Origin of the sequence: Sharpea porci, from assembly GCF_009695655.1 — a bacterium.
GTDB classification, from domain to species: domain Bacteria; phylum Bacillota_I; class Bacilli_A; order Erysipelotrichales; family Coprobacillaceae; genus Sharpea; species Sharpea porci.
In genome coordinates this window covers 36,914-59,529 of sequence record NZ_VUNM01000005.1, presented here as the reverse complement: position 1 = coordinate 59,529, position 22,616 = coordinate 36,914, and the positions used below count along the sequence as shown (strand labels likewise).

The following is a 22,616-nucleotide window of genomic DNA, read 5'->3' as shown; positions in this document are numbered from 1 at the left end:
AACCTTCTAGCTATTTTTTCAACAATGCTTGTTTTTCTATTTTTGAAGAAACAGATTGGTTAAAATAGTAATAGGAGGTTTTTCTTATGGAAAAGAAAACATATGTCCCTTGGGACTTATTACAACATTTTATGACAGATGCATTCGTCCATGTAGGTGTACCTGAGGAAGATGCAAAAATTTGCACAGATGTCCTTTTAGAGAGTGATCGAAGAGGTATTGAAAGCCATGGCTGCAATCGCTTCAAGCCCATCTATCTTGATCGTATTGAAGCAGGTATTCAAAATCCTGTCACAGATTATGAAGTCGTTAAAGACACCCCAACGACAATTGTCGCTGATGCCCATAATGGTATGGGAATGGTGGCAAGCTATAAGTGTATGACTGCACTTATTGAAAAGGCTAAGAAATATGGTATGGCAATGGGGGCAATCCGTAATTCTACCCATTATGGCATTGCTGGATACTGGGCAAGCATGGCAAGTCGTCAAGGCATGATTGGTATTTGTGGCACGAATGCTCGTCCTTCTATTGCTCCAACATTTGGGGTCGAAAATATGCTAGGAACAAACCCACTCACATTTGCGATTCCAACGGATGAAGATTTTGATTTTATTCTTGATTGTGCAACATCCATCTATCAAAGAGGCAAGATTGAAGTCTATGCAAGAATAGACAAAGATGTCCCAGCAGGTGTAGTTATTGGCGCAAATGGTGAAAGCAAGACCAATGCAAAAGAGATTCTTGAAGATCTCGTTAAAGGCGAAGCAGCTCTTGCTCCATTAGGTGGTATTGGTGAAGATCTTGCAGGCTATAAGGGCTATGGCTATGCCACAGTCGTTGAAATGCTTTCAAGCGCTCTTTCTGCTGCTCATTTCATGAAGGACTTATCAGGTAAGGATGAACAGGGCAACAAGAAACCAATCGAACTAGGACATTTCTTTATTGTCATCAATCCTGAATTCTTCATGGGAGAAGAAATATTAAGAAAAACGACAGGTGACATTTGTCGTCAGCTTCGCGCAAGCAAGAAAGCACCTGGGGCAACACGTATCTATACAGCAGGTGAAAAGGAATATCTTGCTTACTTAGAACGCAAGGATAAAGGCGTTCCACTTGGTATCAGTGTTCAAAAAGAATTCCTTGATATCAGAAATCGTTATCATCTTGATTATCATTTTCCATTTGAGGATGAGTAAGCAGCTTAATAAATTCCATTGCACTCGCACTTAGGCTTTTACGCTTTAAGTAGGCATAACCAATCTGACGGGGAGCAATCTCTTTGGCAAGTTTCAGTTCATAGATTTCATGATTCTCTAGCTCTTGTGCTGAAAACTCTTTAATAATACAAGAAATACCAAGATTATATTTCGCAAAAAGGACAAGTAAGGCATAAGCGCCTAATTCCATAGCAGGCTTAAGCAGAACACCATTGGTGGAGAAAATATGATCAATATAATGCCTTGAATTACTTAAACGTTCCAACATGATGAGTTCCTGGCTGGCAATCTCTTCATAGCTATAAATATGATCATCCTGATGACCACCAACAAAGATATCATGAACATCAAGACATGGCTTAATGGACAATGCCTCATCAAATAAAGGCATATTCACAAAAGCTAAATCGATTGAACCATTCTTAACCATCTTGATGGTCTCCAAGCTTGTCCCATTGACCACCTTCAGATTGATATTGGGATAAAGCTTGCGATATTGAACAATATAATTTAATAAATAATGTTCACATAAAGCATCCGCAGCACCAATCGTCAATGAGCCACTCTTAAGCTCCTTGAAGCTTGTCAGTTTATTTTCTGCCGAAGAGATCAGCGTTAAAGCTTCAGCAATATTCTTATGCATCATTTCTCCTTCAGGTGTCAACATGACACCTTTAGAGAGTCTGATAAAGAGCTTTACATCCAATTCTTTTTCAAGGCTGTTGATGGCCTGTGAAACGGCGGATTGGGAGATATAGAGATGATGGGCTGCTTTGGAAAAAGAGAGAGTTGTCGCTGCTTCATTAAAGATACGATATTGTTCAAGTTTAGTATTCATGATATTAGTCCTCCTAATATCTAGTATTATATTTATTAATTTTACTTATATCAATAAGCATATTATAATAAGTATGTCATGAAGTCATATATGACAAGAAAGGATGAAATTTATGGCAGGAGTTGTAGTAGTAGGTAGCCAATGGGGCGATGAAGGTAAAGGTAAGGTCACCGATTATCTTGCGCAACAGGCTGATTTAGTTGTGAGATATTCAGGCGGTAATAATGCGGGTCACACAATCGTTTATGATGGAAAGAAGTTTGCCTTAAGACTTATTCCTTCAGGTATCTTTACAACAGGTGAAGTTGTCATGGGCAATGGCATGGTCATTAACCCTAAGGCTTTACTAGAAGAAATCAAATACTTAAATGATGCAGGTATTAATACAGATAAGATTCATATTTCTGATCGTGCACAGGTTTTACTTCCATATCATATTGAAATTGATGCAATGGAAGAAGCCTTACGTGGTGACGCAGCAATTGGGACAACTGGACGTGGTATTGGTCCATGTTATGTTGATAAATATGATCGTGTTGGTATTCGTATGGGTGACTTCATTAATGAAGAACGCTTTAATAAGAAACTCCATCAGGTTATTAGCTTCAAGAAAAAGCTTTATCCTGATTTAAAGGCTGATGCCGATCAGATCTTTGAAGAATATAAAGAATATGCGAAAGTCATCAAGCCTTATGTCTGTGATACAGGTGAATTCTTAGATGAAGCCTTTGAAGCCAACAAGAAAGTGCTCTTTGAAGGTGCTCAGGGGACAATGCTGGATATTGACTATGGAACATATCCATATGTCACTTCATCAAATCCAGGTGCCAATGGCGTAAGCTCTGGAGCTTCTATTGGTCCATTATATCTTGATGATGTTGTAGGTATTGTCAAAGCTTATACAACACGTGTAGGTGCTGGTGCTTTCCCTACAGAACTAGATGGTGAACTTGCCCATCAAATACGTGAAGCAGGACATGAATATGGCACAGTCACAAAACGTCCTAGACGTGTCGGCTGGTTTGATGCCGTTGTCGTTAACCAGAGCAGACGTATGTCTTCTTTAACTGGTATTTCATTAATGTTGTTGGATGTACTCACAGGTATTCCTACACTTAAACTCTGCTATGCTTATAAACTAGATGGCAAGGAAATTCATTCCTTACCAGCATGTGTAGAAGACTTAGAAAGAGTAGAACCACTCTATATTGAACTTCCAGGCTGGAGTGAAGATATCTCAAATGTTACTTCATTTGAAGAATTACCAGTGAATGCGCAGAACTATATTGATAAGATTTCTGAGTTAGTACATTGTCCAATTGATATGTTCTCAGTTGGTCCTGATCGTAAGCAGACAATTGTCTTACGTAATGTCTTTGAAGATAAGAAGTAATACTTTCTATATGTTTGAGTTTGTATTATAATGTCGTATAAATTAAAGAAAAGGAGAAATGCATGAAGAACGAATTAATGATTGTCATTGACTTTGGTGGTCAATATAATCAGCTCGTTGCACGCCGTGTACGTGAGAATCAGGTTTATTGTGAAATCTATTCCTATAAAACGGATATCGAAAAGATTAAAGCAATGCATCCTAAAGGAATCATCCTGACAGGTGGCCCTGATAGCTGCTATGTCGAAGGTGCTGCAACATATAGTAAAGAGCTCTTCAATCTAGGTATTCCAGTACTTGGCTTATGTTATGGAGCACAGCTTATGCAGCACTTGCTTGGTGGCAAGGTGGAAAGAGCTGACTTTAGAGAATATGGCAAGACGAATGTCCATTTTGATACAACAAGCCCTTTATTTAAAGATTTAAAGGAAGATTCTGTCGTTTGGATGAGTCACTTTGACTACATCAGTCAGTTAGGTCCAAACTTCAAGAGTATTGCCCATTCAGAAAACTGTCCTGTTGCCGCATTTGAATCAACAGACGACCGTCAGCTTTATGGCATTCAGTTCCACCCAGAAGTCTTACATACAGAACAGGGTACTGAGATGATCAGAAACTTTGTCGTAAATGTCTGCCACTTCTCACAGGACTGGATCATGGCTAATTTCGTTGATGAACAGATTAAAGCCATTAGAGAAAAAGTCGGTGATGGTAAGGTTTTATGTGCTCTTTCAGGAGGCGTTGATTCTTCGGTAGCCGCTGTCCTTCTTTCTAAGGCTGTTGGTAAACAGCTGACTTGTGTCTTTGTCGACCATGGACTACTTAGAAAGAATGAAGGCGATGAAGTCGAAGCAGTCTTTGGACCGGAAGGACCTTATGACTTGAACTTCATTCGTGTTGATGCCGCTTCTCGTTATTATGAAAAGCTTAAAGGCGTAACGGAACCAGAAAGAAAGCGTAAGATTATTGGTGAAGAGTTTATTCGTGTCTTTGAAGAAGAAGCCAAGAAGATTGGTGCAGTTGACTTCTTAGTTCAGGGAACAATCTATCCTGATGTTGTTGAATCAGGACTAGGTGGAGAATCAGCTGTTATTAAGTCCCATCATAATGTTGGTGGTTTACCAGATTATGTTGACTTTAAAGAAATCGTTGAACCATTACGTAATTTATTTAAAGATGAAGTACGTAAAGTTGGTCTAGAACTCGGTATTCCAGAATACTTAGTCTTCAGACAGCCATTCCCAGGTCCAGGCTTGGGCATTCGTATCATTGGTGAAGTTACACCAGAAAAAGTACGTATTGTCCAGGATGCTGATGCTATATATCGTGAAGAAATCGCTAAGGCTGGCTTAGATCGTTCAATCGGTCAGTACTTCGCAGCACTTACGAATATGCGTTCAGTAGGTGTCATGGGTGACGAAAGAACATATGACTATGCGATTGCATTACGTGCTGTCAATACCATTGATTTTATGACGGCTGAAGCAGCCAATATTCCATTTGATGTCTTAAGCACAGTCATGAGTCGTATCATCAATGAAGTTCGTGGTGTTAACAGAGTAATGTATGATATTACTTCTAAACCACCAGGAACTATTGAGTTTGAATAATGTATTATCGCTGGAAACGGGCATAAATACTGGACCTTCAAATTCTTTGGTTGCAGAAGTTGTTATCAGGGAAATGAAACCTTGTCTCGCTTCGTCCTGTCTTGACCGACATTGGACATAAACACGGGTGAATAGCAATGATATTATTAGTATAGAAAAAGCAAAGGCATTTAAGATGCGTGAGAAGAATTGATTCTCTTCCCACGCATTTTTTATATATTAAGAAATTGGTTTGTTCATAGTCGAAGCATTAATCGTGATGCAAAAAAACGAGAAAAATGTCAGAGAGCAGAAATAAGTTTGATAACAATATATAATCAATGCCTAGTGGGATAGTATCACCATGTCAAAGCGATTGCATAATGTTAAAATATTGATTTGAATTCTGGAAACCATTCTGAATTAAAAAACTGACTATTGAACTACTTCATGACAGGAATGTCGATGTTCATTTTACAGATAATGAATGGGAAATGATAGAAATAAAGGCTGCTGTTGCGTCAAGGGCTCAGACTCATAAAGAGTTTGTTGAAAAGCTTTATAAGATTAATCAAAATATAGAGGTTATAGATCATTTTATTAATGTCAATATACGGATACATGTACGCTGTCGTAAGTGTAATAATGAGTGGAATGCTATACCAGCACAATTATTATAAGGATATGGGTGCAGAAAATGTGGAACTGAGAAGGCTCATTCAAGTGTTCGAAAAACGCAGTTCGAATTCGTCAACGAAATGACTGACAGCAATCCTAATGTTGAAGTTATAGGAGAGTATAAAAGTCGACATAATAAGGTCGCAGTGTGCTGTAAGCTTTGTGGAAATGAATGGAATGCTGAGGCGAAGTGCAAAGCATAACATAATTAAGTTGCCGTAATAAGTGAAGCAATAAATGCCGTAATAGTTTTATTCACTATTGCTTGCAAATGATAAAACCAAGCGATAAAGGTGCAAACGCGCCTTGTATTGTAACGCAAATAGCGTTACAATTAAATAAAGAGGAGTTGATAGTATGGAGAAAACAGCAACACTTAATTTACGAGTTAATCCTTCAACGAAAAAAGCGGCTGAAGATGTACTTTCACGTCTTGGAATCCCAATGTCTACAGCTATTGATATGTATTTAAAGCAGATTACGCTTACAGGAGGTATTCCGTTTAAAGTAGTATTACCGCAGGCTCCAGATGCTATTAATGCAGATCTTATGACAACTGCAGAGATTCATACAAAATTACAGGAAGGCTTTGATGATATTGAAGCAGGCCGTGTACAGGATGCAAAGTCAGCATTTGCAGCTTTTAGAGAGAGTCACAAATGAGAGAATATGCTGTAAAAATCACTGATAAAGCACTGACAGATATAAATGGGATATATGAATATATCGCATTGAATTTGCAATCGCTGGAAAATGCTATGGGCCAGTACAACAAAATAGCTGATGCTGCACTCGAACTTGGCTTTTTCCCAGAGAAATTCAGACTGGTAGATTTTGAACCAGAACGCTCGCAAGGGCTTAGGCGAATGCTGGCAAATAATTACTCGATATTTTATGTATTCAAGGACGAGACTATCACGGTAACTAGAGTATTATACAGTGCCTCTGATATTGAAAAGAGACTGAAAGAAGATTATTAATTTCCGATTGCGCTTTGGTTGCAAAAAGTCATAAAAAGCAAAAAAATCGATGGAATAAACGTAAAACTACAACAACATATAGCTATAAAAGAAAATCAATTTCGCAAGATATTGATGCCTTTCTAGAGATGGAATAACGAGTGAGTAGTTCCAAGTGGTTTGCAAGTGTATAGAAAACCAGTAATATCAAGGGTTGAGAGCGTTCGTTCCCGGTCCTTTTTTATTATGATTCTATGATTGATTCTAAAATGATTCTGGAAAATGAGTTTATTTCTTTTACAGATATAGCATAATATAGGAGTGATTATGAAGGCCCTCGAATTCGAGGAGTTTAGAAGTCAGGCTGGTGATAATGGTTCTTTCAAATTTGGAAAGTTATTATGCTAAATGAAAAAAGGGGATAATAATAAATGAAAAAGGAGATCGTATTTGGACTTAGTGTGGGAGCAAGTTTAAGAGCTGCTCAAGATGTAGGAATAGGGGAAAACTCAATGGGTGCAAACGATATTACCTGTTTGGAATATAATCTTGCCTTTGGGGATATATCTGAAAAAATTCCGTCTGACAGGAGATATCAGTATTTATATAAAAGTATAAGTACTATGTATCCAGCGGGAATAGCCGGATCTCTTGCCAAAGATTGGATTGATGATTTAAAAAAGAAGAATAATAAATATTTACAGGAATTTAAAATTGCCATAAAAATGAGGAAGAAATACGAATATGGTATAGCAGTGCTCCTGATGAAATAAATGCCTTCTATTGGCTTATGAGTTTTTTGGATAGCCAAAAATATTATAAGAATATCAGTACAGTATTTATTCCACCGGATTATTGGACCGGTTCTTATTATTGTCGGGGAACGGCCATGCTTGGGCCTGAAATGTATTATGAAGCACTGAAGTTGGAAAAGGAAATTACAAAAAAGCAGATTGAGATTTGTTCTGATAGGTGGAAAGAACTTTGCAAGGAAAACGCACCGATGAGACTTATGGTTAGCGGAAATCTTGTAAGTTTACCGGAAGATTTCCTGGATTCATTTATCAGAAATACGACAATTAAGCTCCCGGAAAAATTTACAATTGCCAGGTTAGTAGGAGATGTAATGGGAGTATACGAATTAATGGTTGGAGATTTTTCTTTGTATGAGCGGGTTCTTTGCTTTGTGGAGCGTGGAGAACTTGAAATAGTTGAAGAATGTAAAGAAAAGCCAATGGTGACAAGAGTAAAGAAAACAATTTGATAAATGGATTGTAAATGGGGGTGTTTATAATCATTGATTTTCAGCACAAAAAATGAAAAGAGAATATATAAAATAATAGGTTTTTATTTAGGCGGAGAGAAATCTCCACTTTTTTGTATCATAGGAAATTGCTTTCTTATATAGTTGAAAAGTTCAAAATTTCGTTTTACAATAAAACCACACAATGAGTGGCTAACATAGGAGGCTATCATGGGAGAAAAAAAAGAAGAATTAAAAAACCAGATAGAAACTTTGAAGAATATTAGAGCGGATTTGGGACTTAATCGTAAACAGTTTTCCGAATATATGGATATTCCGCTTCGTACATTAGAGGAATGGGAAGCCGGAAGAAGAAAGATGCCAGACTATGTTTTGAGACTGATATTGTATTATTCCAAAATGGAAAAGATTTTAGAAGATAAGGGAAGTGTCAGGAGGGAGGATATAGATGGAACAGAATAATGAGATAATTTTATTTGAAACATCTGATAAGAAAGTGACATTGTCTGTGCCGATGGATGGAGATACGGTATGGCTTTCGCAAGCTCAAATGGCAGAGTTATTTGATACAACAAAACAAAATGTGAGTTTGCATGCAAATAATTGTTTTAAAGAAGGAGAGTTGAATAAGAAATCAGTTGTCAAGGATTTCTTGACAACTGGGGGTGCGTCAGGTGAAGATTGATTTCCTATGTCTACAACTATTGATATGTATAAAAATAAATTATGCCTATACCTTTAGGGTTACATTGCTGCTGTAAAAACAACTCATGAATTGAAACAATAGACATATAGCGATATAATGTGTCTATCAAGGAACGGAGATGATAATAATGTATGAATTAAAAGAAATAATTCGCCCATCAGCAGATCTTAGAAATCATTATAACGAAGTATCAAAACAGTGCCGTGAAAATAATGAGGCTGTAATCATCACAGTAAATGGAAGAGGTGATACAGTTTCTCTTGGCTATGAAGAATATAAGAGAATGAAGGCTAGAATAGAACTTTTAGAAATCCTGGCTGAAGCTGATGAAGATGTTAGGTGTAGAAGAGTAGCTCCGATTAAGGATACATTCGATGATTTGCGAAAGATACTTAAGGAGGGCTAAGCTTGAAGTATAAAGTTGAAAGAACGGATACAGCGGATTCCTTAATTCGTCATATAGTTTTGTTAATAGCTCAGAACTTTGGAAACGACGTAGCACTTGAGAAATTGGATTATTTGGAAAAATCTATTATGAATTTGGGGGAGAATCCTTACATCGGTGTACACCCAAGATACAATGTGTTAAAGCGTCAAGGATATTTAGGACTTATTTTAGAAAAAGATCTTGTCTTTTATAAAGTTGATGATGACAAAAAAGTTGTAACAGTTTATGCAGTGGTAGACCAGAGACAAGATTACTTAAGTATTATCCGAGGCCTTTAAGATTAAACCTATTCATGTTTATAGAGGCATGACGCTTTCTCTTGAAGTTCAGATAAATGAAATAGAAACAAATAAAATTGCCATTTATAGTAGTGTAGGAGTTAATATGAGCCTAACACAATTTAGGAGAGCCATAAAAGTTAAGGACGGAAATACCACCCAGTTTTTAAGAAAGTGATTTTGCGATTTTATCTGTATTGTCCTATATAATCCTGAAGTATATAAAAAGAGTACCGAGGTAGTTACAAGTTAGCAGCATAGAAAAGACGTTGAAGTTATTCTCAAACTTAACTTAGTACCACAAAATTATAGATACTATTTTTTACAGCTTTATAAAAGAATAATAGCGGGTGAATAAGAAAACTTGTGCAATATAATTATGTATAACTAAAATAAGCAATGTAGATGATTTTGTTGTAAATTTTCAAAAGAAATATAAAACTAATGTTGGAAAGCTTTTGTGAAATAAAGAAGAGATTAGAAGAATACTGTAAATAAGGTAGTGCTTGATTATTAATTGAATATGTGATAGAATATAGCTAATAGAAAGAGGTGGAAGGATGATTAACTTTTCTTGCAAATAAAACTGGAAGATGTGGTTGTACTTTTAATAGTACAACTATGCCTGTTGCAAGAAAGTTATAAGTCTATTTCATCTCAATATAGTTAATTGTCCCTATTAAAGGGCTTTATTTTGCTATGAAGAGCTGTAAGAATGAATTTCTTGCAGCTCTCTTTTTTTGAAAGGAAGTGGTACTAATGAGAATGGAGAAAAGTTGGCATATATGGTTTTAGTGATATAGGTTAGTGTTGAATTTATAAATTTTGAAAATTGAAAGGAGTATCATATTATGTCGATGATTAAAATAGAAAATCTCACCTTCTCCTATCCAACAAGCTATGAGAATATCTTTGAAAATGTTAATTGCCAGATTGATAGCAATTGGAAAACTGGCTTTGTTGGGAGGAATGGAAGAGGAAAGACAACATTATTAAAGCTCTTACTTGGTCAATATGAATATAATGGAAATATTGAAGCATCTGTTGAGTTTGATTATTTTCCTTATCCTATAGCAGACAAAACAAAGCTTACCAATGAAATATTCCTTGAAGTTGCACCAATGGCTGAAGAATGGGAATTAATGCGAGAACTGTCATATTTAGATATGGAAGCTGATGTGCTCTATCGACCATTCAATACACTTTCTCATGGCGAACAGACAAAGGTCTTATTAGCTGCTTTGTTTTGTAATGAAGAACATTTTCTCTTGATTGATGAACCGACCAACCATTTAGATGTAGAAGCACGTGAGATTGTTGCTGGGTATTTGAAAAAGAAGAAGGGATTTCTACTTGTCTCACATGATCGTCATTTCTTAGATGGGTGTGTTGATCACATTTTATCTCTCAACAGATCAACTATTGAAGTACAAAGTGGTAACTTCTCTTCTTGGATGCAAAACTTCACACAACAACAAAACTTTGAACTCGCCCAGAATAAACGTTTAAAAAAAGACATCAATAGATTACAACAATCCGCAAAGCGTTCGTCACAGTGGTCTGATCGTGTGGAAGCATCAAAAATTGGTGCAGCAGACAAGGGCTTTGTAGGCCATAAAGCAGCTAAAATGATGAAGCGTTCGAAAAACATCGAAGCAAGACAGCAACAAGCCATAAAACAAAAATTAAGTCTATTAAAGAATATTGAAACAGTAGAAAATCTCAAACTTTCACCACAAAAATATCATGCTAATACGCTTGTTTCTTATTCTGAAGTTGCTTGTTGTTATGATGGAAAGGTTATATCTGATCCTGTTACATTTACAATCCAACAAGGAGAACGTATTGCGCTTGATGGCAAAAATGGAAGTGGGAAGAGCAGTTTACTGAAGCTTTTAATCGGCGAGTCAATTGAACATACTGGTACAATACAACGTGGCTCTAGGCTTGTTATTTCTTATGTACCACAGGATACATCACACATTAAAGGCAGATTGTCTGACTATGCACAAGATAACTCTCTAGATGAAAGTCTATTTAAAGCAATACTAAGAAAAATGGACTTTGAACGCATACAGTTTGAGAAAGACATGCAGGATTTTTCAGCTGGACAAAAGAAAAAGGTCCTTATTGCCAAAAGTCTATGTGACCAAGCACATCTCTATGTTTGGGATGAACCTCTTAACTATATTGATATCTATTCCCGGATGCAAATTGAACAACTGCTTAAAGCATTTTCCCCAACAATGATATTTGTTGAACACGACAAAGCTTTTCGAGATGCCATCGCAACAAGAATAATTCAACTATAAGAAAATAGGATGTCAAAGTGTCTTGAAACAAAATGGCTAATCTTGACAATATGTTGATCTTTTTGTTTAAAGGCAGGGTATTGCTTCAATATTATAAAGTTTTCAGTACAGGAATAGCATCCTTAATTCTTGTGGGTGCATGATAAACTAGGAATGTAATTTGTTTCTATCAATCACCTGGCTTTATGATTACAAATGAGCGAAAATTATGTTCGTAAGAAACAATCGATAACAATATAAAACGCAATATGAAAAGTATTGGTTTATTGCTTATTAAGAAAGCAACAACCAATACTTTTTTCATCCATTTAACTTTAAAGAAACATATTTGAGATTAGTCCTTCATAGAACTTTTTTTCGTAGAAAACAGAGATATTTATAGAAAAATAATCATAAACATTTTTCTTAATCTGTCATTAGATAAATCTTTTCCTGATTAAAGCATATTTGTGATGTATGATTGAAGATTTGAATCATATCATCCATTCTATCTTCAAATACACTTGTTTCTGGATTGCCCAATGTCGCAAATGAACGTATCGCTTTTTGTTCTATTTTCATAGCATTTTTCTGCAAATGGGAACCTTTATCTTGCAAGAATTCATCAACAGGACCTTCTTTAATTAAAGGAATATTCCCAATAAATTTTCCCAAAGTATTACCAGCAGTTCCTATTCCCTTTACAATATTGGTTTCTATGCCAATATTAGCCATTTTTTCTAAATACAAAGAAGCTTTAGTGAATTGCATACGATATGTATCAGACATTGTTTTAACTTCTTTTTTGATTCTACAGATATAATCTTCTCTATAATTTTCACTTAGCATAATTTCTATCAATGATGCTAATGAGAAAATGTAAAGAGATAATCTGTAATACTTAAATTTCTTTTCTAATTCTGATAGGAATGCATTTATTTTTCCTTGGGCAACGACATATTGTTTTGATGAGAGTGAATCAGTGACTTTCTTTTGATAGGCATTCATGTTTTTTCTAGCACGATTTTTAATGTCAATAACAAGTTTATGACTACTTGCTATTGAGAGCTTGTTATCCCAATTATATTTGTAATTCGAAACAATACTCATAAGGGATTCAAGATCAGCTTCGATTTGCGATTCATTTTCTATTTCTAAGAATGACATGATCTTCTTTTGCGTTTTCTTTATTTCATCAAGATTCTTTTCTATAGAATATAGAGCTGCGGCCATTAACATCGTCCCTGGATTGAATGCAGCCACAGTTTGTGTTGTTGCATTCAAAGGACCTACTTCAGCAAATTTGGCCATTTTAGAACGGCCAGTTGCTGTTTTCATAGCTCCCCAATATGTACCATCTTTAGCTTGCTTTAAAATATCACCTGCCGCTGAATTTGCAACTCTGTATAAACCATCTGTCGCAATTGATGTTGTTTGCGTAACTGTATTAAATGCTGGAATCAATGAAGAAATACCTGCACCTAAAGTAGATAATTCTGCAATAGGAACACTTAATGTTTTATTGTTATGAATAGAAGCTTTAGCATCTCTTAACAAATCTTCAGTAAGCTCTATTAATTCGTTTTCAGTGTTAGTTATAGTGAGTTCGTTTGGGCTGATAATGCTTTCTTTTTGATTCATATTCTACCTCCAATTTATGAAAACTATTATTTCGTTAGAGACTATGTAAATTTCGCGAACAAACCCAGTGTTAAACTATTGATAGTGTTATCTAATTCAATTCTAACATAGGGAATAATTGAAATCAGTAAATTCAGGTGCTGTATAAAATATTTTGCGTATGTTATTCTTTTTGCAGCAACGTATATGAAATGTTTATAACGTAAATACTATGAAAATGATTTGCTTTGGGTGATTCAAGCTATGAGAATGCTTTGACTTGTGATGAATCTCGTTCTATCTTGACTCATCCTTAAAAGGATCTTCTCATTAGATGGAAAATGAGACATTATGACAAATGGTATAAGTTAACGAAATACTTACTTTCCTGAAATAAGTAGAAAATTATACTTACGCTTATCTCAAGAAGTCTTATGAACATCATTTGATAGTATTAATTGGTACTATCAATTTTTTTGAGAAAAATATAAGATATTATTTGTCATTAAGAATTTACTACAAAAATAGGAGACTGTATGAATATCAAGGAATATAAAATACTGCTTGTAGATGATGAAAAAGAAATCATTACACATATAAAACAAGAGCTTCTAAGAGAAGGCTTCTATAGAACAATTTCAGCTAGTACTGTAAAAGAGGCTAAAACATTATTTATGTCTGAAAGACCTCAATTACTTGTCTTGGATATTATGCTGCCTGATGGAGATGGATATGAAATATTACAATTTGCAAGAAAGTATGTAGATGTGCCAGTTATTTTCTTAACAGCTAAAGATGAGGATGTCGATAAGCTTGTTGGGCTTGGACTAGGGGCTGATGATTATATCACTAAGCCTTTTTTGATGAAGGAGCTCATCTTTAGAATTTCAGCGATATTAAGACGTGCTTATCAATTTGATCATTCAAGAGATCTGTTCTTTAAATTAGGAGAAGTGGAGATTGATTTCTCACAAAATCTTATTATTAAAGGACAAGAAAGTGTTGGCATGACAGCTACAGAGAGAACAATATTAAAAAAGTTATATGAAAATAAGAACCGCGTTGTGACAAAGGATGCACTTGCAGAAACCATTTGGGGAGAAGAAATGGATGGCAATGAACAGAGTCTTATCATGCATATAAGAAGAATTAGAAAGAAGATAGAGGCGCATCCATCTGAACCACAATATTTACTTACTATTAAAGGAATTGGCTATAAATTAAAAGTCTAACACGAATATCATGAAGAACATAATTAAAAGATATATCAAGATCACAGTAGTGATTGTTTCCATATTAATCATTATCAACACCATTTTTATTAAAGTATGGACTCATTCCATGGAAAGAAAAGATCCTGAAAGAATGATTCAATTTATTGATGGGATAAAGATAGATGAGAAGTCTTGTACAGTCAGCAAGAATAGCAAAAAGTATATCAACGATCATTATCAATGGATGATGGTTCTTAAAAAGAATGGAAGTTTAGCTTATTCATATAAACTTCCAAAGAAATTAAAAAGAAATTATGAATTGGGAGAACTTATTGATTATTCAAAATGGTATGTTGAAGACTATCCAGTAGAGATGTTGAATATACCAGGAGGGCTTGTTGTCTTGGGAAATGCGCCTGATAGTATCTGGAAGGCAAACCTATCTGTTGGAATTCAAGAGGCAAGAATGATTCTTGTGCTTCTTGTATTCTTTAATGTACTTATTACCATTGTATTAGCATATTATATGTCTTTAATATTTATGAAAGAACTGAATACTGTTGTATCTGGCATACTGGATGTATCGCAAGAAGAAGAGATTGCATTAGAAGAAAAAGGCTATCTCAAAGATATAAAAGCAGCTATCAACAAAGTATCAAAGAGACTCAACGAACAAAAGCTTATAGTCAAGAAAACAAATGCTATGAAAGAAGAATGGTTAGCAGGCGTGTCACATGATATCAGGACGCCTTTATCAGTTATTGTAGGAAAGACAGAGGAGCTTGGTGACTTAGAGCAGGACATTGAAAAGAAACAAATGCTAGAAGTGATTAAGAATCAATCATTCAAAATCACATTTCTCGTCAACGATTTAAATCTTATCAATCAATTAGACAATCAACAATTTATTCTTAAATCGAAAACTATTGATATATGTAGACTTATGAGGGAATGCATCGCTGATGTGATGAATATCTATGCATTGGATCAGTATGAATTTGTATTTGATCATGATTCTAAAAGAGGAAAAATCTATGTAGAGGGTGATGAGCATTTATTTAAGAGAGCTGTCGATAATCTTCTTATCAACAGTATTGTTCATAATGAACAGGGGTGTCGCATCTCTATTTATATCAAAGAAGAAGTTGATCATATAGTCATGACTTTTAGTGATAATGGTGTTGGGATGAATGAAGAGAAGGCGCAAAGAATAAATAATGGACAACAAAATATCAATGAAGTCCACGGTTGGGGAACGGTTGTTGTTAAGAGAATTATTGAATTACATTCAGGAACTACAGAATTTAGAAATCATAATGGAATGCAAGTAAATATCACATTGCCTAAAAAGTTAGGTTAAAGTGAGGATGAAGTTATGATTCTGTTATTGAGAGTTGATATGATTCCTTTAGGTAAGAGTTATAGAAAAAAGGAGAACATAAGATTGAAAAAAGTTATATGATAGGGAACTTCTCTCCGCTTTATGCATATTAAAATATGAAAGATAAAAAGTAGTGAATTCAATATTCTTGAGAGTTGTTCCGTATCAGATTCATATTTTAGACTCTTACCTAATTCTTTAGGAATGGTAATATATATGAAAAAATTTCTTCTCATTTTTCTTGTTGGACAAATGTTAGTATGTTCCTTTATTTATGGGCAGTCCTTTTATGATATTTATTTTCTCAATAATATGGGAGTTAGCCATTACAATAGCTATTATGTAGAAGAAGCCAATGGTGAGAACTTAGGGCAGCTCTATAATGAATTGCTGGCAAGAAATATCTCTGTAGAGATTATTAAAGAACCAGTATCCATGGATGGCATGCAGAAATATGAAGTTTATGATACGAAGGATATCTCAGTGTCTCCCTTAAAACCACTAAGTAAAGAAAAAGAAATCAAATATCTAACACTAGGTAAAGAGGATTTTATTGATTCAACAGGAACATTCAAAACCAATGCATCTTCTAAGCAACTAAGAGATATTGCCCAAAAACTAGGAATAACAATCAGTCCTGTAAAAAATGACAAGGTAAGCTATATGCAAGTAGCTAAGAATAATGCAATGAATCTATTGATACTTCTTCTCATATCACAATTTATTTTATTGGCTTATACAATATCTAGAATGAAAGTCAATGCTATTAAGAAACTTAATGGATTTTCATCGGGAAGAATGATTGTGGATTCATTTTCTGAATTTATCCCAATGGAGTTTATTGCTTTTGTTGTAACGTTCTTGTTGCATTTTAGTTATTGTATGTTGAATAAGAATGTAAGCAGGGATTACTTTATTGGCCTGTTGATAACATTTTGTGTGGTTGGAATAATGAATATTATTCAATTAATGTTTACCCAGTTTAGTATAAGAAACATTGATATCAATGCTGTGATAAAGAATCATATCTATTCTTCAACAATGAATAATGCCATTCATGTAATAAAAATTGTATTTATTCTTGTTGTGACGATATCAATTTCAATACTCTCTCATCAACTGAAAAACTATAATGCCTCAGTTCATACAATCAACAAATATAGAGTTCTATCAAAGTATTTCACATCCAATGGCTTTAATTCAGATGAGTATGACAAAGTATTTTCAGATCATAATCATATTGAGCATCTCGCAAAGAATGTGAAAAGCCTATATAGAGAATATAACAATCAGGCTTTACTTGTGGATGCGAATATGACATCTATCACCAATGATGCCTATTATAAAATACACCAGACAAGCTTTGAAAAATTAAATGATTCCTATTCTGATAATTATGTAGTTGTTAATGAGAATTATTATGAGAGGTATATGAATTTTGTGGGGGTGAATGGTAAAAAGTTATCTTTGCCTAAAGATCAAGCAGTTATATTAGTGCCTGAGAAATATAAAGGTGATAAAGATGTAGAAGCATTCTGTCATGAGCAATATAATGCCATGATGAACTATGACAATTACTATCTAGGTAAAGCAGAACAAGATCATCATGATTTTCAAATCATCTATATTCAAGATCATCAGATAACACCTTTACTTAATGAATACTTATTAGAAACAGGGAAGGAAATAAGAAATGCGATTGTCTTTATTGATCATAGACAGTTTGCAGGAACATGGTATTTATCAGAAATGTCTAATGGGAAACTGGCATTTGAGTTAAAAGATCGAGATGCGTACAAAATGCTTTTAAAAAAGTATGATCTTAACAATTTGCTTTCAGCAGGAACTATGTTGACACCGCTATCTGATGATATTAGATATTATGAATTTCTTGTTTATCAGTCTTTTGTTTTTGTAGCGTTATTTGTCATAACGTTGATAATGATTATATTCTTTTCAAACTATTTAGAGATAATGGTTAATAGAAAAAGATATGCTCTCAAATATTTAATGGGCTTTTCAAGAATAAAAAGTATGAAATACCAACTGATCATCGAAATGATTATTCTTGTTCTTGCAATCCCATTATTCCTCTTACAACAAAATATACTTATTATCTTTGTTTCAGTCTTCTTAGATTTTGTATTACTTTTTATTATGTTTAATAAGCTGATTTTATGGAATATATCCGAAATCATGAAAGGGGAATAGGAGATGAAGCCAATTATTGAAATAGAAAATCTTAATAAGACATTTGCAGGAACAACAGTACTACATAATATGAATATGCAAATCAATGAAGGAGAGATGGTTGCTATTGTAGGTGAGAGTGGATGTGGTAAAACAACATTACTTAATATCCTTGGATTAATCTCTTTGCCAACATCAGGCCATTATATGATAAAAGGGAAAACTATAAAGCATATCAATACAAAAGATGCTATGATGCTTAGAAGATATACAATAGGCTATTTATTTCAGAACTATGGTTTGGTTGAAGATGAAACTGTTGAATGGAATTTAAAACTTGCCTATGCTTACAAGAAGACTTCAAAGAAAATACAAAAAGAAGAAATGGAAAGACTTCTTGATGAATTCCAATTAACAGGTAAACTTAAAAATAAAGTCTATCAATTAAGTGGAGGAGAGCAACAAAGGCTTGCCCTAATTAAACTGATCATTAAAGATTGTGATATTATCTTAGCAGATGAACCAACAGGATCTTTAGATGCAAGCAATAGGGATCTCGTCATGCATAAATTACTTCAAATGAATCAACAACATAAAACAATTGTGATTGTGACACATGATATGAATGTCGCAAATAGCTGCCATAGAATCATTGAATTAAGTCATACATAAGCAATATGATATAAGCTTTGTTCATAGAAATGTGATAAAAATGATATTAGGTAGGATTGAAAGATTACATGCCTAAAAGACCTATCATTCGTTTATTCGACTGATAGGTCTTTTGTCTTGATCTTAATTTTAATGTTGAGTTTTTTCCATGCATCCTTGAATTGATTGACAAATTCAGCAGGATATGAACAACTTAGTTTCTTTATATTATTCTTTGCATATTTCTTTTGAGCCTTGTATTTATCTTCTATATTTTGTTCCTTCCTGTGATAGCTATGAGTTGATATACATAAGTATATCAAAATCTCGAATATGCAAAATCTAGAAGAGAGCATGTAAAGTTATAAGTGCTTTTTGTATCTTATAAATTCTTGAGGACATGTATGGTTTTGATGTCATATTTCATTAAAACTATGATAGTTTGTGCATTGATGACTTCACCAGGGACAATGGGAAGAATGGCAGGGGGACAGCCAATATGACATCTGACACAGATACGACCAATACATTTTTCATCAACATTGATTTCTTCTTCTGAAGCAAAAAGGACTTCATAAGGCTGATACTTCACTTCAGGAAGAGATGTTTTCATCCGCTTCATTCTATTTTGAAGATATTTTTCCTTATGAGATAAGGAGGCAAACACATGATTAATACGACTAAGATCTTCATCGCTATTAAAGGGAGTTAACATCAATACGACAAAGTCCGGATCAGCATACTCACATTCAATATGATGGGCAGTAAGGTCTGCCATCAAGGATTTTCCCTGATTAGGAACGGACAGCGTAATTTTGAATGGTTCATTCTCTCTTAAATGAAAACCTAATGCTTTGATATTTTGTTTTAATTTGCTTATTTTGATGGCAAATTGCTTATAGGCGTCAGGATGCTTAATGAGCCACTCATTTACATGATCCATTGACTCCATGATGAGATAAGAAGGACTTGTTGAACCAAACATGACACTATAATCCCTGATGGTAGCTGAGAGCTTGAGAAGAGCTGCTGGCGCATGCTTGCTTATATGAAGATAAGCTGCACCAGTGAGAGCAGGTAATGTCTTATGGGCAGAATCACAGACTAGATCAGCCCCAGCATCAATGGGGTGAATGAATGGTTCATCCATGAATTTCAGATAAGCACCATGTGCGTTATCGACAAGTAAGATCATATGATATTTATGACACACTGCAGCTAGCTCTTTGATATCTAAGATATTACCAAGATAGTCAGGACTTGTCAGGTAAAGCGCACAAGGCAATGCATCTAAAGAAGAGAGTGCTTTTTCAAGTGAAGCAGGGGTTATCTTGCATTCACATAAGGAATCATCATCGCTGCTTTCTAGCCATCTGATATCAAATCTTAGTAGCTGTGAGGCATGGATGAATGTCTTGTGGGCATTACGTCCAGCAAGTATCAAAGGGCGTTGTGTATGATTTTGGTAATGGTAGGCACAAGCTAGGGCACACATCGTTTTGATACATTGTGAAGAGCCTCCTGCTGAGTAATAGGTATGATAGGAACCAAATAGCGAAGTTGCAATCTCTTCACTTTGAAGAAGAATACCTTCTGCTTCATAGAGTGAATCTGCACCGGTGATTTCTGTAAGATCATGAGCATAGATGGCATCCTGGTTATCTGTTGGGGCTCTACCTTTATGACCAGGCATATGGGCACGTACTGTATGACTTTGAATATAGTCTTCGATAAAGTCGGCGACTGGGGTATATGTATTATGGGTTGGTTTCATGACAATCATCCTTTCGCTTTTCTATTCTAATTGAAAACTACCAAAAGGAAAAACTTTTGGTAGTCTATTTTATTTCGTTGTTGTGCAATCATCAGATGAGCAATCACTGCAGTCATCATCAGCTAAGTTTCCTTCACCAACTGAGAAGTTCGCAGACGTATAACCATGTCTTACTGATCCATCGATTCCTTCCAAGTCTTCCGCCACCTGCAACATGATGGCACATTCCATTCTCTTACGGAATAATTCACATCCATATTCATAGATGCCTTTCACACTACCAGTTGCATGGTAGGCGTTGGCAGCACAGCCACCTGAACAATAAAGCTTAGCCCAGCAATCCTGACAGTCAGGTCTTGCATAAGCATTACATGAACGGAAGTCTTCCTGAATTTCATGATTTGTAACACCGTGATAGATATCGCCTAATTTAAATTTCTCTTCCCCAACAAACTGATGGCAAGGGTATAAGTCACCCCAAGGTGTTACCGCCATATATTCTGTTCCTGAACCACAGCCTGAAATTCTCTTATAGATACATGGTCCTGATTTCAGGTCAATCATATAATGATAGAATGTGAAACCTTTCCCTTCGCGGTCGCGTTTTAACATTTCTTTTGCGAGTATTTCATACTGTTCTTTGATGATAGGTAAATCTTCTTCTGTTAAAGCAAGAGGATCACCTGGCTTAGAAACAACAGGTTCCATTGACAATTCTGTGAAACCAAGATCAGCCATATGCAAGACATCGTTTGTGAAATCAGTATTGGCATGGGTGAAAGTGCCACGCATATAGTAGTTCTTTCCACCACGTGCTTTCACGATTTTCTGGAATTTAGGAACAATCTGGTCATAACTGCCATTTCCTTTGTAGTCAACACGTGTGCGATCATGGACTTCCTTACGTCCATCTAATGAAAGAACAACATTGCTGATCTCTTTGTTACAAAAATCAATCATGTCATCATCAATAAGCATACCATTTGTCGTTACAGTGAAACGGAAATGTTTACCTGTTTCTTTTTCTCTTGAACGGGCATAGGCAACAACCTGTTTACATACATCCCAGTTTAATAGTGGTTCACCTCCAAAGAAGTCAACTTCTAAGTTGTGACGTGTGCCTGAGTTTTCAATTAAGAAGTCAATAGCTCTTTTACCCACTTCAAAGCTCATTAATGCACGATCACCATGATATTTCCCTTGGCTTGCGAAACAGTATTCACAATTTAGATTACATGTATGGGATACATGTAGACATAATGCTTTGATGACCCCGACATTTCTTTTCTTGAATTCTCCAGCAAGTGGTTCATAGGTGTCAGGGGTAAATAATTTGTGATTATTCTTTAAAGTTGTAATGTCTTCAATACAAAAGCGAATATCTTCAGGAGTCACATCCGGCCTTTCGCCATATTTCTCCATCATCGCATTCACAATTTCTTGTTCATCATGATCAGGATACATGGCAATGATGTCATAAGCAACATCATCAACAGAATGTACTGAACCTGAACAAGTATCAAGAACAATGTTATAATTGTTCAATTTATATTGATGTACCATTTATCATTCACTCCATTAATTAATCAATTTTTTGTTTTTATTGTTTGGACAATAAAAGAGCCGCCTTATCGGCGGCATGGGAATTTGCCTAAAGACAATTATTTGTTCTTATTTTCACACTGCTGGTTAGCAACACCACAGCTTGTCTTACAAGCACTCTGGCATGAAGTCTGGCATTCGCCACATCCACCAGTTTTTGCACTTGCGCAAAGGTCTTTAGTTTCAAGTGTTTTAATTCTCTTCATAATGAATCTCCTCCAAATTCTTGAATCCTCTTTATTTACGAGAATTGTAGCACAATATGATATTCTAGACAATACACAACTAGTGCTATCGCACATAAAGAGTTTCAATATTAGCACTTTACTTAGAAGCTATGATTATAATTGGTGAAATGAAAAAGCATTGGTTTATAGTCTTTCACTCAACTTCATAAGATCATGTTTGATATAACTCCTTCATATTAACAATCAACCCATATAATATCTTTTTCTATTTCATAGAACGTTTTTCCATAGAAAACAGGGGTATTTAAAAATGCATTTTGTTTAAAGTTTGT

At 35.0% G+C, this 22,616-nt stretch carries 21 protein-coding genes; 16 read left to right on the top strand and 5 right to left on the bottom strand.

Features of this window, described 5'->3' with window-relative positions; translation table 11 throughout:
• The first annotated feature begins 86 nt into the window (after positions 1–86).
• Positions 87–1,199: an Ldh family oxidoreductase gene (locus FYJ79_RS03890; RefSeq protein ID WP_154514658.1), complete on the top strand. Its 1,113-nt coding sequence runs from the start codon at positions 87–89 to the stop codon at positions 1,197–1,199.
• On the opposite strand, the gene FYJ79_RS03885 is transcribed toward FYJ79_RS03890, so the two are convergent.
• On the bottom strand, positions 1,150–2,058 hold the full coding sequence (locus tag FYJ79_RS03885) for a LysR family transcriptional regulator (protein ID WP_154514656.1): 909 nt from the start codon (positions 2,056–2,058) through the stop codon (positions 1,150–1,152). The genes FYJ79_RS03890 and FYJ79_RS03885 overlap by 50 nt on opposite strands.
• A 112-nt stretch (positions 2,059–2,170) precedes the next feature.
• Between FYJ79_RS03885 and FYJ79_RS03880 the strand changes: the two genes are divergently transcribed.
• The 11 genes from FYJ79_RS03880 (at position 2,171) to FYJ79_RS03830 (ending at position 11,685) form a co-directional block, all read left to right on the top strand.
• Positions 2,171–3,451 (top strand): adenylosuccinate synthase, encoded by a 1,281-nt coding sequence (locus tag FYJ79_RS03880; RefSeq protein WP_154514654.1) that lies wholly within the window; start codon positions 2,171–2,173, stop codon positions 3,449–3,451.
• Between the two features lie 62 nt (positions 3,452–3,513).
• Positions 3,514–5,061, top strand: a complete 1,548-nt coding sequence (guaA, locus tag FYJ79_RS03875; protein ID WP_154514652.1) for a glutamine-hydrolyzing GMP synthase — start codon at positions 3,514–3,516, stop codon at positions 5,059–5,061.
• Between the two features lie 1,014 nt (positions 5,062–6,075).
• Positions 6,076–6,381, top strand: coding sequence for a type II toxin-antitoxin system RelB/DinJ family antitoxin (locus FYJ79_RS03870; protein ID WP_154514650.1), 306 nt, complete (start codon positions 6,076–6,078; stop codon positions 6,379–6,381).
• Positions 6,378–6,698 (top strand): type II toxin-antitoxin system RelE/ParE family toxin, encoded by a 321-nt coding sequence (locus FYJ79_RS03865; protein WP_154514648.1) that lies wholly within the window; start codon positions 6,378–6,380, stop codon positions 6,696–6,698. Before FYJ79_RS03870 ends, FYJ79_RS03865 begins: the two co-directional genes overlap by 4 nt.
• Before the next feature lie 410 nt (positions 6,699–7,108).
• The gene (locus tag FYJ79_RS03860; RefSeq protein WP_154514646.1) at positions 7,109–7,450 is read left to right on the top strand and encodes a hypothetical protein; all 342 of its coding nucleotides are present in this window, start codon (positions 7,109–7,111) and stop codon (positions 7,448–7,450) included.
• A gap of 116 nt (positions 7,451–7,566) precedes the next feature.
• A complete protein-coding gene (locus FYJ79_RS03855) occupies positions 7,567–7,941 on the top strand; it encodes a DUF3658 domain-containing protein (protein WP_195837011.1) in 375 nt (124 codons plus the stop codon).
• 210 nt (positions 7,942–8,151) lie between these two features.
• Positions 8,152–8,403 carry a helix-turn-helix domain-containing protein gene (locus FYJ79_RS03850; RefSeq protein WP_154514644.1) on the top strand — a complete coding sequence of 84 codons (252 nt, stop codon included), beginning with the start codon at positions 8,152–8,154 and terminating at the stop codon, positions 8,401–8,403.
• Positions 8,390–8,626 (top strand): hypothetical protein, encoded by a 237-nt coding sequence (locus FYJ79_RS03845; protein WP_154514643.1) that lies wholly within the window; start codon positions 8,390–8,392, stop codon positions 8,624–8,626. The genes FYJ79_RS03850 and FYJ79_RS03845 overlap by 14 nt, the downstream gene beginning before the upstream one ends.
• 148 nt (positions 8,627–8,774) lie before the next feature.
• The gene (locus FYJ79_RS03840) at positions 8,775–9,053 is read left to right on the top strand and encodes a type II toxin-antitoxin system Phd/YefM family antitoxin (protein WP_154514642.1); all 279 of its coding nucleotides are present in this window, start codon (positions 8,775–8,777) and stop codon (positions 9,051–9,053) included.
• A gap of 2 nt (positions 9,054–9,055) precedes the next feature.
• A complete protein-coding gene (locus FYJ79_RS03835; protein ID WP_154514641.1) occupies positions 9,056–9,373 on the top strand; it encodes a type II toxin-antitoxin system RelE/ParE family toxin in 318 nt (105 codons plus the stop codon).
• Between the two features lie 851 nt (positions 9,374–10,224).
• The gene (locus FYJ79_RS03830) at positions 10,225–11,685 is read left to right on the top strand and encodes an Lsa family ABC-F type ribosomal protection protein (RefSeq protein WP_154514640.1); all 1,461 of its coding nucleotides are present in this window, start codon (positions 10,225–10,227) and stop codon (positions 11,683–11,685) included.
• A gap of 405 nt (positions 11,686–12,090) precedes the next feature.
• On the opposite strand, the gene FYJ79_RS03825 is transcribed toward FYJ79_RS03830, so the two are convergent.
• A complete protein-coding gene (locus tag FYJ79_RS03825) occupies positions 12,091–13,305 on the bottom strand; it encodes a hypothetical protein (protein WP_154514639.1) in 1,215 nt (404 codons plus the stop codon).
• A gap of 515 nt (positions 13,306–13,820) precedes the next feature.
• On the opposite strand from FYJ79_RS03825, the gene FYJ79_RS03820 reads away from it, so the two are divergent.
• From FYJ79_RS03820 to FYJ79_RS03805, 4 genes are all read left to right on the top strand, one after another.
• Entirely contained in the window at positions 13,821–14,516 is a 696-nt protein-coding gene (locus tag FYJ79_RS03820; RefSeq protein ID WP_154514638.1) for a response regulator transcription factor, read from the top strand.
• Positions 14,517–14,625: 109 nt separating this feature from the next.
• On the top strand, positions 14,626–15,858 hold the full coding sequence (locus FYJ79_RS03815) for a sensor histidine kinase (RefSeq protein ID WP_195837010.1): 1,233 nt from the start codon (positions 14,626–14,628) through the stop codon (positions 15,856–15,858).
• A 237-nt stretch (positions 15,859–16,095) separates the two neighbouring features.
• The gene (locus tag FYJ79_RS03810) at positions 16,096–18,090 is read left to right on the top strand and encodes a hypothetical protein (protein WP_195837009.1); all 1,995 of its coding nucleotides are present in this window, start codon (positions 16,096–16,098) and stop codon (positions 18,088–18,090) included.
• A gap of 3 nt (positions 18,091–18,093) precedes the next feature.
• Positions 18,094–18,741: a putative bacteriocin export ABC transporter gene (locus tag FYJ79_RS03805; protein WP_154514635.1), complete on the top strand. Its 648-nt coding sequence runs from the start codon at positions 18,094–18,096 to the stop codon at positions 18,739–18,741.
• 361 nt (positions 18,742–19,102) lie between these two features.
• On the opposite strand, the gene FYJ79_RS03800 is transcribed toward FYJ79_RS03805, so the two are convergent.
• The 3 genes from FYJ79_RS03800 to scfA all read right to left on the bottom strand — a co-directional run bounded on the left by FYJ79_RS03800 (position 19,103) and on the right by scfA (position 22,302).
• Positions 19,103–20,494, bottom strand: a complete 1,392-nt coding sequence (locus FYJ79_RS03800; protein ID WP_195837008.1) for an aminotransferase class V-fold PLP-dependent enzyme — start codon at positions 20,492–20,494, stop codon at positions 19,103–19,105.
• A 69-nt stretch (positions 20,495–20,563) separates the two neighbouring features.
• On the bottom strand, positions 20,564–22,057 hold the full coding sequence (gene scfB, locus FYJ79_RS03795) for a thioether cross-link-forming SCIFF peptide maturase (protein ID WP_154514633.1): 1,494 nt from the start codon (positions 22,055–22,057) through the stop codon (positions 20,564–20,566).
• A 98-nt stretch (positions 22,058–22,155) separates the two neighbouring features.
• A complete protein-coding gene (scfA, locus tag FYJ79_RS03790) occupies positions 22,156–22,302 on the bottom strand; it encodes a six-cysteine ranthipeptide SCIFF (protein WP_154514632.1) in 147 nt (48 codons plus the stop codon).
• Positions 22,303–22,616 lie beyond the last annotated feature (314 nt).

What these genes read in the sequence shown, in the direction of transcription:
- FYJ79_RS03890 (WP_154514658.1), top strand. Translation starts at nt 87, where the DNA reads ATGGAAAAGAAAACATATGTCCCTTGGGACTTATTACAACATTTTATG.
- FYJ79_RS03885 (WP_154514656.1), bottom strand. Translation starts at nt 2,058, where the DNA reads ATGAATACTAAACTTGAACAATATCGTATCTTTAATGAAGCAGCGACA.
- FYJ79_RS03880 (WP_154514654.1), top strand. Translation starts at nt 2,171, where the DNA reads ATGGCAGGAGTTGTAGTAGTAGGTAGCCAATGGGGCGATGAAGGTAAA.
- guaA (WP_154514652.1), top strand. Translation starts at nt 3,514, where the DNA reads ATGAAGAACGAATTAATGATTGTCATTGACTTTGGTGGTCAATATAAT.
- FYJ79_RS03870 (WP_154514650.1), top strand. Translation starts at nt 6,076, where the DNA reads ATGGAGAAAACAGCAACACTTAATTTACGAGTTAATCCTTCAACGAAA.
- FYJ79_RS03865 (WP_154514648.1), top strand. Translation starts at nt 6,378, where the DNA reads ATGAGAGAATATGCTGTAAAAATCACTGATAAAGCACTGACAGATATA.
- FYJ79_RS03860 (WP_154514646.1), top strand. Translation starts at nt 7,109, where the DNA reads ATGAAAAAGGAGATCGTATTTGGACTTAGTGTGGGAGCAAGTTTAAGA.
- FYJ79_RS03855 (WP_195837011.1), top strand. Translation starts at nt 7,567, where the DNA reads ATGCTTGGGCCTGAAATGTATTATGAAGCACTGAAGTTGGAAAAGGAA.
- FYJ79_RS03850 (WP_154514644.1), top strand. Translation starts at nt 8,152, where the DNA reads ATGGGAGAAAAAAAAGAAGAATTAAAAAACCAGATAGAAACTTTGAAG.
- FYJ79_RS03845 (WP_154514643.1), top strand. Translation starts at nt 8,390, where the DNA reads ATGGAACAGAATAATGAGATAATTTTATTTGAAACATCTGATAAGAAA.
- FYJ79_RS03840 (WP_154514642.1), top strand. Translation starts at nt 8,775, where the DNA reads ATGTATGAATTAAAAGAAATAATTCGCCCATCAGCAGATCTTAGAAAT.
- FYJ79_RS03830 (WP_154514640.1), top strand. Translation starts at nt 10,225, where the DNA reads ATGTCGATGATTAAAATAGAAAATCTCACCTTCTCCTATCCAACAAGC.
- FYJ79_RS03825 (WP_154514639.1), bottom strand. Translation starts at nt 13,305, where the DNA reads ATGAATCAAAAAGAAAGCATTATCAGCCCAAACGAACTCACTATAACT.
- FYJ79_RS03820 (WP_154514638.1), top strand. Translation starts at nt 13,821, where the DNA reads ATGAATATCAAGGAATATAAAATACTGCTTGTAGATGATGAAAAAGAA.
- FYJ79_RS03815 (WP_195837010.1), top strand. Translation starts at nt 14,626, where the DNA reads ATGGAAAGAAAAGATCCTGAAAGAATGATTCAATTTATTGATGGGATA.
- FYJ79_RS03810 (WP_195837009.1), top strand. Translation starts at nt 16,096, where the DNA reads ATGAAAAAATTTCTTCTCATTTTTCTTGTTGGACAAATGTTAGTATGT.
- FYJ79_RS03805 (WP_154514635.1), top strand. Translation starts at nt 18,094, where the DNA reads ATGAAGCCAATTATTGAAATAGAAAATCTTAATAAGACATTTGCAGGA.
- FYJ79_RS03800 (WP_195837008.1), bottom strand. Translation starts at nt 20,494, where the DNA reads ATGAAACCAACCCATAATACATATACCCCAGTCGCCGACTTTATCGAA.
- scfB (WP_154514633.1), bottom strand. Translation starts at nt 22,057, where the DNA reads ATGGTACATCAATATAAATTGAACAATTATAACATTGTTCTTGATACT.
- scfA (WP_154514632.1), bottom strand. Translation starts at nt 22,302, where the DNA reads ATGAAGAGAATTAAAACACTTGAAACTAAAGACCTTTGCGCAAGTGCA.